Annotated in this window: 16 protein-coding genes and 1 riboswitch; of the genes, 4 read left to right on the top strand and 12 right to left on the bottom strand. The window is 40.8% G+C overall.

Annotation, left to right across the window (positions count from 1 at the left end; translation table 11 throughout):
* Nucleotides 1-41 precede the first annotated feature (41 nt).
* The gene (locus D0469_RS17665; RefSeq protein ID WP_117328040.1) at nt 42-1163 is read right to left on the bottom strand and encodes a 5-methyltetrahydropteroyltriglutamate--homocysteine S-methyltransferase; all 1122 of its coding nucleotides are present in this window, start codon (nt 1161-1163) and stop codon (nt 42-44) included.
* Between the two features lie 72 nt (nt 1164-1235).
* Nucleotides 1236-1348: riboswitch (SAM riboswitch) on the bottom strand.
* A gap of 525 nt (nt 1349-1873) precedes the next feature.
* Between D0469_RS17665 and D0469_RS17670 the strand changes: the two genes are divergently transcribed.
* The gene (locus D0469_RS17670; RefSeq protein ID WP_117328041.1) at nt 1874-2788 is read left to right on the top strand and encodes a TIGR01777 family oxidoreductase; all 915 of its coding nucleotides are present in this window, start codon (nt 1874-1876) and stop codon (nt 2786-2788) included.
* A gap of 281 nt (nt 2789-3069) precedes the next feature.
* On the opposite strand, the gene D0469_RS17675 is transcribed toward D0469_RS17670, so the two are convergent.
* From D0469_RS17675 to msrA, 3 genes are read right to left on the bottom strand one after another with little or no spacing between them, the layout of a single operon-like run.
* On the bottom strand, nt 3070-3570 hold the full coding sequence (locus tag D0469_RS17675) for a PTS sugar transporter subunit IIA (RefSeq protein ID WP_117328042.1): 501 nt from the start codon (nt 3568-3570) through the stop codon (nt 3070-3072).
* A gap of 49 nt (nt 3571-3619) precedes the next feature.
* Complete coding sequence (gene msrB / locus D0469_RS17680) at nt 3620-4054, bottom strand: peptide-methionine (R)-S-oxide reductase MsrB (protein WP_117328043.1); 435 nt, start codon at nt 4052-4054, stop codon at nt 3620-3622.
* A gap of 1 nt (nt 4055) precedes the next feature.
* Nucleotides 4056-4589: a peptide-methionine (S)-S-oxide reductase MsrA gene (gene msrA / locus D0469_RS17685; protein WP_117328044.1), complete on the bottom strand. Its 534-nt coding sequence runs from the start codon at nt 4587-4589 to the stop codon at nt 4056-4058.
* Nucleotides 4590-4879: 290 nt separating this feature from the next.
* Between msrA and D0469_RS17690 the strand changes: the two genes are divergently transcribed.
* Nucleotides 4880-5638, top strand: coding sequence for a DUF4397 domain-containing protein (locus D0469_RS17690; protein ID WP_158553563.1), 759 nt, complete (start codon nt 4880-4882; stop codon nt 5636-5638).
* A gap of 43 nt (nt 5639-5681) precedes the next feature.
* Here D0469_RS17690 and D0469_RS17695 read toward each other — a convergent pair whose 3' ends face one another.
* The 3 genes from D0469_RS17695 to D0469_RS17705 form a co-directional block, all read right to left on the bottom strand.
* Complete coding sequence (locus D0469_RS17695; protein ID WP_117328046.1) at nt 5682-6263, bottom strand: YpmS family protein; 582 nt, start codon at nt 6261-6263, stop codon at nt 5682-5684.
* 27 nt (nt 6264-6290) lie between these two features.
* Nucleotides 6291-7097 (bottom strand): SGNH/GDSL hydrolase family protein, encoded by an 807-nt coding sequence (locus tag D0469_RS17700; RefSeq protein ID WP_117328047.1) that lies wholly within the window; start codon nt 7095-7097, stop codon nt 6291-6293.
* A gap of 183 nt (nt 7098-7280) precedes the next feature.
* Entirely contained in the window at nt 7281-7871 is a 591-nt protein-coding gene (locus tag D0469_RS17705; protein WP_117328048.1) for an SCO family protein, read from the bottom strand.
* A 244-nt stretch (nt 7872-8115) separates the two neighbouring features.
* Between D0469_RS17705 and D0469_RS17710 the strand changes: the two genes are divergently transcribed.
* Nucleotides 8116-8649, top strand: coding sequence for a PCYCGC motif-containing (lipo)protein (locus D0469_RS17710; RefSeq protein WP_117328049.1), 534 nt, complete (start codon nt 8116-8118; stop codon nt 8647-8649).
* 176 nt (nt 8650-8825) lie between these two features.
* Here the strand turns inward: D0469_RS17710 and D0469_RS17715 are convergent, their stop codons facing one another.
* The 5 genes from D0469_RS17715 to ilvA all read right to left on the bottom strand — a co-directional run bounded on the left by D0469_RS17715 (nt 8826) and on the right by ilvA (nt 12795).
* Entirely contained in the window at nt 8826-9668 is an 843-nt protein-coding gene (locus tag D0469_RS17715; RefSeq protein WP_117328050.1) for a DegV family protein, read from the bottom strand.
* Between the two features lie 151 nt (nt 9669-9819).
* A complete protein-coding gene (locus D0469_RS17720) occupies nt 9820-10071 on the bottom strand; it encodes a DUF2535 family protein (RefSeq protein WP_117328051.1) in 252 nt (83 codons plus the stop codon).
* Between the two features lie 140 nt (nt 10072-10211).
* On the bottom strand, nt 10212-10964 hold the full coding sequence (tatC, locus tag D0469_RS17725) for a twin-arginine translocase subunit TatC (RefSeq protein ID WP_117328052.1): 753 nt from the start codon (nt 10962-10964) through the stop codon (nt 10212-10214).
* 158 nt (nt 10965-11122) lie between these two features.
* Entirely contained in the window at nt 11123-11317 is a 195-nt protein-coding gene (locus tag D0469_RS17730) for a twin-arginine translocase TatA/TatE family subunit (protein WP_117328053.1), read from the bottom strand.
* Between the two features lie 209 nt (nt 11318-11526).
* Complete coding sequence (gene ilvA, locus D0469_RS17735) at nt 11527-12795, bottom strand: threonine ammonia-lyase IlvA (RefSeq protein ID WP_117328054.1); 1269 nt, start codon at nt 12793-12795, stop codon at nt 11527-11529.
* A 236-nt stretch (nt 12796-13031) separates the two neighbouring features.
* Between ilvA and D0469_RS17740 the strand changes: the two genes are divergently transcribed.
* Complete coding sequence (locus D0469_RS17740) at nt 13032-13274, top strand: hypothetical protein (RefSeq protein WP_117328055.1); 243 nt, start codon at nt 13032-13034, stop codon at nt 13272-13274.
* Nucleotides 13275-13679: the final 405 nt, after the last annotated feature.

Here is a 13679-nt window from a genome sequence, read left to right on the forward strand (position 1 = left end):
TCTATTAAGATAGTAATCTTTACCCGATTGCCGGACAATCCTTACTTCCAAACATCCTCAGCAATCTCAACCACATGACGAAGCTTATCCCACTGCTGTTCTTCAGTCAGAAGATTTCCTTCTTCTGTTGAAGCAAAACCGCATTGCGGACTTAGGCAAAGCTGGCTTATATCAACAAAACGAGAAGCTTCATCTATCCGGCGCTTGATTTCTTCCTTGCTTTCCAAATCCCCGAATTTAGATGTCACTAATCCAAGCACGATCTGCAAGTCAGGACGCTGTACGAAACGAAGCGGTTCAAAGCCACCAGCACGGTCGCTGTCATATTCGAGAAAGAACCCATCAATATTCAGGCTGCCAAATAACTTTTCCGCTACAGGCTCATAGCCTCCTGATGAAATCCATGTTGAACGAAAATTGCCCCGGCAAATATGCATAGTAATCTTCATATCTTCCGGACGGTCCGAAACCGCGTCATTTATTGTTTTAAGATACAATTCACTGAGCTCATCAGGATTCAGGCCTTTAGCACGAAGCTGTTCTTTTTGCTCTTCAGAACATAAATAAGCCCATGAGGTATCATCAAGCTGGAGATAACGGCATCCAGCCTCATAAAAGGAACTGATTGCTTTTTTATAAGTTTGAGCCAAGTCACTAAAAAATTCATTTTGGTCGCTGTATGCACTTTTCTCTATTTCGCCCCGAAAATGAAGCATGCTTGGACTTGGAATAGTCATTTTAGCAGAATGGTCACCGGAAATACTATGTAAAAACTTATAATCTTCCAGCATTGGATGATCGTTAAAATCAAGTTTACCGGTTACTTTAATAGAACGGGATTTTGTTTGTTTTTGATGAAATTGAATCCCGCCTCCAGTCTGATATCCTTCTACACCGGTGAGGTTTTCAAGGAAATCAAAATGCCACCATGACCTGCGGAATTCTCCGTCTGTTACTGCCTTCAGACCAACCTCTTTCTGCTTTTCAACAATTCGGCTGATCTCTTCGTTTTCGATGGCCCGCAGCTGATCTAACGTAAGCTCGCCTGCTGATTTTTGCAAACGTGCCTCTTTTAACCGAGCCGGTCTTAACAGGCTGCCAACCTGGTCTGCCCGAAACGGAGCTTGCTTTAATACAGTTGTTTGATTTGTGTTGTTCACCATGATTCATTCCTTCTTTCCAAATTAAAAATAAAAAGCTCCTCCTGTTAAGGAAGAGCTTGGTTTGCAATCTCTTCCTCATCTCTAAGATCACCATGGTGTTCTTACGGACTTGGCACCATTCTGTAATCTTACAGCGGTTGCCGGGCTTCACAGGGCCTTTATCCCTCCACCTCTCTTGATAAGGAGTTATCATATAATTTATAGTATTCCTTTTTTTTAGTCATACGTCAACCTTTTAGAGAATAAAAGTACTTGAAACTTTTTTTATAAGGCATACGTAATGTAATAATATACATTTTTTTCCTACTAGTGCGATAGATAAAATAAAAAAGATATATTAATATTTAATGGTAGGTACTATTTATCCAGTCAAATTAAATCATATGAAACGGAGAAAATAATCCGCTGCCACGAACTGTATGGCCTTCATACCCTCGTTAATAATGCCTACAAATTTAGTTTTCAAGTAAAAAATAGGTTTTTACAGCCAAATTATATTTTTGTAGAGGATCGTAATCACCTGGAGCGAATTATTAGTTTACTAGATGGACAAGGTATAAAGGGCATTGAATTGAACTGAAATAATTTTATTCTGTGAGTTCCATTCACAGCCAGCATTTTCAGCCGTGATTCGGAAGACTTTACATTGAAACTATCAATATCCTGCCGAAAGCAATCAAATGCCAAAACACATATTTGGAGATGATGAAATGAAAAAGAAAGTAGTACTGGCTGGAGGAACAGGGTTTATAGGAGAGTATTTTAGAAAGAAGTTTTTAAATCTTGGATATGATATAAAAATGATTTCCAGGCATTCTGCTCATATTTCATGGGATAATGAGCCCGTAATCATAGAAGCTCTGGAGAATGCTGAGATCCTGATCAACCTGGCCGGCAAATCGGTAAATTGCCGCTATACAACCAAAAACAAACATGAAATTATGAAATCTAGAATAGAAACGACCAACATTCTAGGAAAGGCAGTATTGGCTTGCCAAAATCCTCCCCGTTTATGGATTAACTCAAGTACTGCAACCATTTACCGGCATGCGGAAGACCGTCCGATGACAGAAACAGATGGGGAGATCGGCAAAGGCTTCTCTGTTGATGTAGCAAAAGCTTGGGAAAAGGCTTTTTTCGCATTTAATTTGCCTCACACTAGACAGATTGCCTTGCGCATCGCCATTGTACTGGGACCAGAGGGAGGGGTCATGACCCCGTATAAAAACCTGGTGCGATTTGGCCTTGGTGGAAAGCAAGGTTCTGGAGACCAAAGGTTTAGCTGGATTCATGTAGAAGATCTATTCCGGATTGTTCTCTTCCTACATGACAAAGAAAATATTAGCGGAGTGATCAATTGTTCTGCTCCTGAACCACTTTCCAACCGGGAGTTAATGAATCAATTAAGAATCGCAATGCATGTTCCATTTGGTCTGCCATCTCCTAAATGGCTTCTTGAACTGGGAGCAGTAGTAATTAATACAGAAACAGAATTAGTTTTAAAAAGCCGCTGGGTAATTCCGGAAAGACTTGAAAGTCAGGGTTACGAGTTCACATTTCCTAAGCTTCAAAATGCCTTGGATGATATACTGCACAATGAAAGAAAGTTGACTAATGATATATAACAGGCTTACCGATCCCTTTAACCGGGTATTAGCCTAAGTTTCAAAGCGAATTCTTGTGACCCTATCGATGAAAAATCGAAAAAGGGCGTTGATACGCTATTTCACATTCAAAAGGTATGGTGCATAGAAATAACGCCATCCTAATGAAACCGTCCACAATGAACGACTTGAAAAGTTTATCAAAGAGACCTAATGCTTACCCACGACTTGCCGGCGTCACCCCATGCTGACCGGCTTACAAAAAAACCGGACCCAATTTAAGTCCGGTTGGTAATTCATTCTTATTTTTGAGTAACTGTCAACAAAACAGTTTCTCCTCTTGTAAGTGTCTGTTCACTTGTTTTTTGCAGGCCGCCAAAATCGTCGCCATTCGTGATGATGATTGGTGTAACTGTACTTTTTGCCTTTTCACGAATCAGGTTTAGATCAAAGGAGATTAGCTTGTCCCCTTTTTTTACATTATCGCCCTGACTGACATGAGCTTCAAAGCCTTCACCGTTCATAGATACTGTTTCAAGACCGATGTGAATCAGGATTTCGATCCCATCTTTGGATTTGATACCAACTGCGTGCTTAGTAGGAAAAATCTGAACGATTTCGCCAGCTATCGGTGCTACTACAACACCTTCGGATGGATCAATAGCAAGTCCGTCCCCCATCATCTTTTGGGAAAAAACCGGATCTGGCACATCTGTAAGCTGAACGGTTTTACCGGTCAAAGGTGCAGCCAGTTCTCCTGTGAATGGTTCACTTTCTTTTTTCCCAAATAATTTCTTAAACATAATCAATGTCCTCCTATTCGATGCTGTTCATTTCTGATAATGATTAACCTTAGGAAAATAATTTTTTATACTCGCCGTATCCTTCCTTTTCAAGCTCGCCGGCAGGTATAAACCGCAATGCTGCTGAGTTGATGCAATAGCGCAAACCGTCGGGACCGGGGCCATCAGGAAACACATGACCTAAATGAGAATCCGCCGTATTGCTTCGTACTTCGATCCGACGCATGCCATAGCTTAAGTCCTCTTTTTCGAAAACTTCCTCAGCTGCTAGCGGTTTGGTAAAGCTGGGCCACCCGCAGCCAGCATCATATTGGTCTTTAGAAGAGAATAAAGGCTTTCCTGAAACGATATCTACGTATATACCTTCCCTTTTATTATCGTAAAATTCGTTTCTGAAAGGCGGCTCAGTACCATTGTTCTGAGTCACTTCATACTGCATTGGTGTTAGCTTTTTCTTCAGTTCCTCTTTGTTAAACTTAGACATCTTACTTGCTTCCCCACTTTCTTTCTAAAAATCCAGCCCTGCCTGATCCATGACGGTATGCCTCATAATGTGCAGGATTTTTCTGGTAATAGTCCTGATGATATTCCTCAGCAGGATAGAATTCCTTGGCCGGGAGGATTGGCGTGACAATGGGACTGCTGAATTTACCGCTTACCTCAAGCCTTGCTTTTGAACGTTCAGCAGTTTCCCTTTGTTCTTCATTATGGTAAAAAATCGCGGTCCGGTAGGAATCTCCGCGGTCACCAAACTGTCCGCCGGCATCAGTTGGATCAATCAGCTTCCAGAAAAGTTCAACTAGCTGTTCATATGGATATATTTCAGGGTAGAAAGTAATTTGCACGGCTTCAAAATGGCCTGTCGTATCGCTGCAAACCTCTCGATATGTAGGGTTGGGCTTGTGTCCTCCTGTATAGCCGGAAATGACCGACTCAATTCCTGGCTGCTCATGAAATGGCTTTACCATACACCAAAAACAGCCGCCTGCAAAAGTTGCCAATTCTGCTGCCTCAGGCATTCGAATTATCCCTCCCAGTAAATGATATTTCTTTAACTATTCCCTATCTAAAGCATTTTAACGCTTTTTTACTGGTAAAGAAAGTTTTAAGCTTTTTAAAATTGCACTTACCGGTGATCACAAAACCGACAGCTTTTTATCATCATGTGAGTATTCAGTTCATGCACTGGCCACAGTACTCTCACAGCCTGATTTTATCAGTTGATCTGGATCTGTACTTTTTACACGACGCACTTGCCCAGGTGACTTTGCATATTCTGGTTTGTAAAAAGAAGGGAGGAGATCAACACTTGTCAAGGAATCCTGATGTTTATTTTCAAAAAGCCAATATGTATCAGATGCTTGCCGAATATTATAAATACGTAAACCCTGAACTACATGTGAAGTATTATTATAAACATCTTAATCATTTAAAAAAAGCCACCCAGAGCTTTAGAATCAATGCCTGGCAGCATCAGTTCGTACAGCCCGTCCCTGGGAGACTCCGATTCTTGCACGCCTCTCCAGATGCCCCAAATGTAGACGTGTATCTGGATGGAATGCGCATACATCAGAATGTAACATACTTGGAAACTGGTGACTTTTTGCCGCTCCCTGAAGGGCAATATCAATTGGATATTTATCCTTCAGGTCAAATGATTCACACGATTGTAAGCAGTAAAATTACAATAGGCAGAGGCAGATTCCTTACAGCGGCTGTCACGGGGCATACTGACAATCCCCGCTTGGTTACCATAACCGAAGATTCATTAATCCCTGCCGGAGAGGCCAAAATAAAATTTATCCATTTAAGCCCTGATGCACCATCCCTTGATATTGCCGTTAAAAAGGGAGATGTCATTTTTCCAAATCTCTCATACCGCAAGGCAACAGATTATTTAGGGATTATGCCAATGACTATTGATTTGGAGGTACGCCTGTCTGGAACTGCTGATGTTGTACTTAACCTGGAACAGTTCCAATTTAATAAAGACAATGCCTATTCTGTCTTTTTAACCGGCCTCACCGGACAGGATCCTGGGCTTAAGCCTCTCATTCTCACCTCATAGACGATGTTCAAACCGGTGCTGTCCCCTCCACCGGTTTGTTTTGCTACTTTGGAACGGAAAGAATAAAGGAGATTCGGTCATTTTTCAGATTAAATTCTTCAGCCTTGACCCGGACATTACTTTTCAGCTTCAGATTTTTCAACGAAAGATAAACCTTTTCCTCATTCGGCTGAATGCTCACCCAATTAGGCATTTTGTATTGTTTTTTTATGAAGCTTAAAATATACGAAACTGGCAGATTCAGCTGCCCGAGCGAAACGGACTTTTGCTTTAATAGCAAATTGCCATTATCTAATGCTTCCGGCTCAAAAGTAAGCTTCATCTTAAAATCCCGGCCAAATGCCGGAACAGTCCCGAATAATTCTACTTGATCAGCCAAGATGACATGATAATCAACTGGTCCAGTCAAGCCTTCATTCTCAAGATACCGATTAATCAGGATATTGAGGTCACTTTTATTGGTACGGACTTTAAATTGCACATCCTCATCATCTGCCCAGCTATTCTGCTTCAGCTCATTTTTATCTGCCGGCAAGCTAATAAGAATAACAAAAAGGGCGATAGCAATTATATTTATTAAGAGCAAACCAAAGAACAATGTCCTCCATTTTTTTCCTCCTGCCATCCGCAAGCCCCCTCTGCTTCAGCTGTATTATTTGTACGCATATTCTTTGATGGAATACTGCTCCATCTGTCTATATATTTGAGTTGCTATAAGTTCATAGCCTCTATCATTTGGATGAAAGTAATCCTCTGTGAACAACAAATCTTCCTTGGAATTTTTAAAAACATCACCAATCTGAATGAAATGCGTGTTTTCAAACCCTGAGAGCACCGCTTCACTGCTGGAATTCCAAGCACTCATAATAACGTCCAATTCACCGAGGTAGCGGGAGAATGGGTTATATAAGCCTACCAGGTAAATTTCAGCATCAGGATTGCTGCTGCGCACTTTAGCTATTATGTCCTTAAGCCTTGATTCATATTCAACCCTTGCATCAATAAAAGGTTCCATCTTCAGGTTCATGATGTTGTCCCGGACAACCTTCATAACATCATTTCCCCCGATAGTGATTATTACTGCATCGCTTTTCTCTATTTCCAGCTTCAGTTCGGCTGTATTTAACCGCTTCAAAAGCTGGTCTGTACGGTTCCCCTTTATTCCAAAATTGCTAATATCAGCTGAATGGAGCAGGGTTTCTTCCACCAGCATCGTTTCCAGGTATGGCAAATAGCCGCCATTTCTCTTACTGGAACCTACTCCTTCTGTCAGGGAATCACCAATCGCCACAACCTTTAACGGCTCTGGAAAAAAGGACGCAGGTATAGCTTCTTTCGTCCGTAAATCTATTTCGCTTTGCTGCTGATGTTTCGGTTCGTCCAGTAAAACTGCCGACTGCCTGTTACAAGCAGCCAATGTCATTGTGCATATGAATAAAAGGAATATTTTCCTGAACATTAAATTCACCTGCCCATTACCTATTTATATTATATCACCTGGCTAAAATTCGAAACCCAGGCGATATTCTGGTCCCTAAAAGATAAAGAGGCTCTATCCCGCATCCATGCCATTAAAAGGCATCAGTTCTCCGAATTTCAGAGTGGCTGACTTGTTTTAATGGCAGTTTTGCTGGATAGGCCCCTAATTACTTTGCAATATCTTGATATGTTTAACGATTTCGTCAAACGGCATTTTATCCAAACCTGAATAATAGTTGATTATTTTTCCTTCTTCATCCATCAGATAGAAATCTGTTCCATGTATTACCTGGTCTGAGCCTTCCGGTTTTTGCACAATAGCCTTAAAGCTTTCCTTGGCTAAACTTTCAATCTCCTCCTGCTTGTATCCAGTCAGAAAATGCCAATTTGAAAAGTCAGCATTGAAATTTGAACCAAATTCTTTTAAGACCTCAGGTTTATCTACTTCCGGATCGATAGAGAAGGAAACCAATTCTACATCTTTAATTCCTTCATCCTTCAGTTTCTCCTGTAGCTTGGCCATATTTGCTGTCATTGGAAGACAAACATCTTCACAGCTTGTAAAGATGAAATTCGAGACCCATACCTTGCCTTTCAAATCCTTTTTCGAAAAAGAAGCACCTTCCTGGTCAGTAAAGGCAAAATCCTCTACCGGCCAATTTTTTGCGTTTGGCACTTCTGTTTTTCCGCATCCAGATATCAATAATAAAACACCTGCTGCTAATATCACTGCTGCTAGTTTTATGTTTTTCATTTATTCCACCCTTTGGGACTAGTTCATATCAATCTATTTTAACAAATGGCTCATAGTGTGGAAAGGAAGATTTTCCTCATAATTTATGGAACTTTAATAAAAATTCCTTGATAGATAACGATTCGCTTATCTGCGTGAAAATGTGACAATTTATAGAATCTTTTATGATTGGAGCAGTTCTTATTGTTTCTATGATATGATTAGCATGCATTTTGGAAAAATATTTGGCAGGTGACTTACATTTATGAAAAAAATCTATGCAAAAGCAGGAACCATGCTGCTATTGTCTGCATTATTCCTAGGCGGATGCGGAACTTCTCAAGATGAAACCAAAACTGCAAAGGAACACACCTCTAAACATGAAGCATCCGGCGGCGCCCACCAAGAACACTTACCACATGGAGACCTTAGGGAAGAAACAGCGTCAGCGAAGGAGCTTCCTGGCTTTTTACAGGATAAGGACGAAGCAATGGGTGTAATTTATGCTGCTGCCGGCCAGAACAAGGAGCTGCTGGAGAATATCCCGTGCTATTGCGGCTGTGGAGAATCTGTCGGACATCGCGATAATTATGATTGCTTTATTCATGAAAATAAAGAAAATGGCGCTGTTGTTTGGGACGACCATGGAACCCGCTGCGGAGTTTGCCTCGAGACGGCTGCTGAATCTATCAATCTATACAAATCTGGAAAAGGCATAAAAGAAATCCGTGATTATATTGATGACAAATATAAAGAAGGATTTGCAGCACCAACGCCTACACAAATGCCTAAAGGGTGAACCAATTAAAAGCGCTGGTATCCTTGAACTTCGTCGTTCAAGCAGCCCCTGCCTTACATTATGGCCGGGGCTGCTTTGCTGTATTTATAAAAAAATGAGGCTACTGACATTATTGCGTCAAAATGGATCTTAATTTCCGTGACAATATTCAATGTGACAGCTTGGACATTTGCGATTTATTTCGAATAATACATGAACCCCACTGCGCCTGGGCCGGCATGAGTGCTGATGACAGGTGTTGTGAAAACTACTTCAACATTTTGGAATCCGCTATTATCAATAATTGCTTGTTTTAGTTTGTTGGCAAGCTCCTGGCCATTTACATGAGCAATTCCCACACCAAGAATTTCCTTTCCTTTAGTATCCTCCATAAATTGTTTAAGCAACAGCTTTACAATCTGTGATTGGCTTCTCGCCTTTAATGCCTGATTAAGTACACCATCTTCGAGACGGGCAATGGGTTTAATATTCAGCAATGATCCAATAAAACCGGCTGCCTTGCCAATCCTTCCACCCTTAACCAGATTTTCCAGTGTATCTATCGCAATATACAGTGTGGAATTTCTGCGGATTTCTTCGAGCCTCTTGATGATTTCCGCGGTTGATTTTCCGCTGGCAGCCATTTTTGCTGCTTCAATGACTTGAAAGGAAAGTGCCTTCGAAATAAACTTGGAATCGAACACTGTTACTTTTGCTTCTGTCATCGTTGCAGCGCTTTCAGCCGACCGGACCGTACCGCTCATGCCGCCAGTCATATGTATGGAAATAATTTCACTGCCATCCTTGGCAAGCTCTTCATAAACCTCTACAAACTTTCCCGCTGGAGGCTGAGAACTTTTGGGCAGATCGCTTGCACTCTTCATTCGGGTGATAAATTCTTCAGGAAACATATCAACTTTATCTAGGAAGGTTTCACCGTCAATAGTAATTGACAGCGGCACCATCGTGACTCCATACTCTTCTAATTCCTCTGCCGACATATCGGCAGTTGAATCCGTAACTATTTTAACCTTAACCACTATTCCACATCCCTACTTTTTACACTTATATAATATTATACCTTTTCAGATATGTGTTTCAAACTACTAAATAGCGGTTTTCGACTATTTATCTCACGAAAAAAATATTATCGCTGCAATAGAAAAGCACCCATAAATATAGGTGCAGGTGTTAGGCATTATTCTTTAATTCATCATGTTGAAAAAGCTGCTTATAAACGGGCCATTTTAGAACCTGCCTTAAATGGTCTTTAAACGAATAGACTTTTTTAGCATCTGTCGCTTTGTAAACGGTCCTCATTAACATTTCTAATCGGGCTGAAATCATAAAGTGATAAGTGTTATCTTCCTCCAATACTGGAATGTGGATAATTTTAACCTTCTGTCCAACAGCATTTTTGAACTCCAGGCTTTTTAATAACAAAATATCAATCCTCTTTTTCACCGTTTGATTATATTATACACGAAATGTGTGTCTTAAATTGTCAAAAAGCGCTTAATTGCAAAAAAAATTTATCCCGCTGCATTATGCAACGGGATTTTTTATGAGAAAACTATTCTATTTTAAACTGGCCCACCTGATTCATATTGTTCTTCCATTAGTTGCTCCCGCTTGGCTTTCCGTTTAAAGACAATCTTTGAAAGTGTAATGCTGATTTCATAAAGGAGCAGCAGAGGAATCGTTACCAATATGTCTGACATTATATCCGGCGGCGAAATGACCACTGAAATGACGACAAGAACGAAGTATGCATATTTCCTAACCTTCTGGAGGACATACGGGTTGATAACCCCAATAGATGTCAGGAACATAACGACGACCGGAAGCTCAAACAATATGGCAAATGGCATGGTCATGTGCAGTACAAAACGGAAATATTTGTCCGCAGTAAAGTTCGTTACAAACATGTCGCCGCCAAGCTCGACCAAAAAGTTCAAGACAGTCGGGAAGATTACAAAATATCCAAAAGCAAGTCCGGCAATAAACAAAATAAAAAGTGCTGGAATATAAGATAATGTCGCTTTCTTTTCAATCGGATTTAAAGCAGGCTTTACAAAAAGCCAAATCTGGGTAGCGAGAACCGGTATGGTTCCTGCAACCGCAATTACAGCGGCTAGCATAAAATAAACCCAGATGATGTCACTCGGACCTAAGACCATTAATTTTACATCAAGATCCTTTACAAACCATTTATAAATATCCTCTACAAATATAAAGCCAACAATAAAGAATGCTATGAAGGATAAAGCTGTAAAAATCAGACGCTTTCTTAGTTCGTCCAAATGTTCTATCATGTTGATGTCTTTTTCTTCCATTTTCTCACGCCTTCTTTAAGTGAATTGCTAATACATTGGCTATCCAAGCAGAAAAGCTAATGCGATAAACCGCTGGGCACTATTTTTTTGCATAAAATAAAACCCATTAAAAAGGTGTAAGACTGTTTCATCTCACACCCGAAAAACTTTCAAATATATTATTTGACCACTTTCTTCTTTTCTTCTTCAAATTCATCCATCACGTCGCTAGTAAGCTCGCGGGTAGACTTTTTAAATTCACGCAAAGTTTGGCCGAATGCGCGTCCAATCTCTGGAAGCTTTTTAGGTCCAAAGATAATGAGAGCAAGTACAAGGATTAAGATCAAGCCTGGTATGCCGATATTTGAAAGCATGCAAACATCCCCTTTTGATTTGTGTGGCCGTTGCCACTTACTAGTACCATTATAGTATTTTTCAACGGGCAATTGTTCACTATAACAGAATGTTCATAGTAAATTTACATTACCTAAATAAAGTACATGGGCCATTTAAAAACCCATTAATATTCTATTCTATTTTTTCCGATCGTGCAAGGGTTGAAAACATGCCTGCAGCTAACCCGTTAAATTAACAAATGAAATAAATTGCTATCCTTATTCACTTCCATAAAAGGGAAACCCTTTTGAGCCATCCGGTTGATCAAACCTTGATAATCCTGCCGGTTCTTAAGTTCGATCCCCACAAGGGCTGGCCCGCTGTCTTTATTGTTTTTCTTTGTATATTCAAATCTGGTAATATCATCAGTTGGTCCAAGAACTTCATCAAGGAACTCTCTTAGTGCACCTGCCCGCTGCGGGAAATTTACAATGAAATAATAGAGCAGTCCTTCGTATTGCAGGGAACGTTCTTTTATTTCCTGCATTCTGCCGATATCGTTATTTCCGCCAGAAATGACGCAGACAACCGTTTTTCCCTTAATTTCTTCACGATAAAGGTCCAATGCGGCAATAGACAGCGCGCCTGCCGGTTCTGCCACGATTGCATGCTCGTTATACAATTCCAAAATGGTGGTGCAGATTTTCCCCTCCGGAACAAGCAGGATATCATCTATAAGCTCCCTGCATATTTCAAACGTTTTTTGCCCAACACATTTAACAGCAGCTCCGTCAACAAAGGTCTCGATGGATTCCAATGCGGTTATCCCGCCCTGTGAGATAGCTGTTTTCATCGATGCAGCACCAGCAGGCTCCACACCAATGCAGCGGGTTTGTGGGGAAATTGTTTTCAAGTAGGTGGATAAGCCGGCCATTAAGCCTCCCCCGCCAATTCCTGCAAAAACAAAATCGATCTGTTCATCAATATCATTCAGTATTTCGACTGCTACTGTTCCTTGCCCAGCCATTACTTTTTCATCGTCAAAAGGGTGGATGAACACCATTTTGTCCTTCTCTGCGCACTCTACCGCTTTTGAAAATGAATCGTCAAAGGTATCCCCAACTAATTCAATCTCCACTGCTCCTTTTCCGAACAGCTCTACCTGGTTGACTTTTTGCCTTGGCGTCGTGGCTGGCATAAAAATCTTCCCGCGTATGCCTAATTGCCTGCATGCATAGGCTACACCCTGGGCGTGATTGCCGGCACTCGCGCAAACAACCCCGTTTTCAATTTTATCTGCAGGCAGGGATTTTATTTTATGGTAAGCACCTCTCAATTTAAAAGATCGTACATGCTGTAAATCTTCCCGTTTCACATAAACACTGCATCCATATTTCTCAGAAAGCACTTCATTCTTCTGAAGAGGAGTGTGTGAAACAAGGTCCTTTAGCTGATTATAAGCAATCAGGATGTCTTCAATCGTAAGCCACTTTTTTACAGAAACGGTTTGAGTCATTACCTTCTCCTCTATCCTGTGAATTTTTTACCCCGACTGAAATCAGGTATTATTAATCTGTAAATTATAACACTTTATAAGAACAGTTCAACTTATTTTTCAAAAAATTCACACACCTGAAAGCATTTTTGTGGATAAGGATAAAATTTGTAAATATAATAGTAAAAGGTAAGCGTTTGCATTTATTGAGTAATGAGGAATAAAAGGGTTCATTTTAAATTGGGGAGGTTTAAATAATGGAGTTTTCCCTATGTTCAACTGATTGTGCCCTGCCTGTCGAGATAACAGTCGATGATGACAATGGCAGGTACATGATACGAAAAAGTGATTCAAGCGGAGAATTTTTCAACACACCTGGTGAATTAATCACTTGGGTAAAGCAAAATTTGTCGGTCGAGCAGTTCTGTACCCCTTTAGAATTTTACGAAATGATCAAGACCCTCACAGATTACGAAATGAATAACTTTCAAAATAGTTAAACTTATTTCATTATAAAAAATCCTGAACCTTCATTGGGCAATCAATGATGGCCAGGATTTTTCTTTATAGGCAGGAGATATCCCTGTTTCTTTATGGAATGCTTTACTGTTAAACTCGCCTGTTGTTTTCCGCTCTAGTGGCGGTTCGGGAGCCTCCTCGGCGTTTGCCAGTGGGGTCTCCCTTGACCCGTTTTTCCCGCAGGACGTTGAATTGGCTTCCCCGAATAAACACAGCACAAGAAAATGTGAATGGAAAAGCGGAAGCGCCCTGATTTAGAGGACGAACGGCTAAATTCGCCACGTCCGCATGTCTTCGCCGTTCTGACCCACATCCTGTGGGCCTCTGACAAGCATATGACAGCGCTGACAGAAGGCGCTTTTTGCCTTCCGAAGTGATTGGCTTAT

This window comes from Peribacillus saganii, assembly GCF_003429095.1.
Lineage (GTDB): Bacteria > Bacillota > Bacilli > Bacillales > DSM-1321 > Peribacillus > Peribacillus saganii.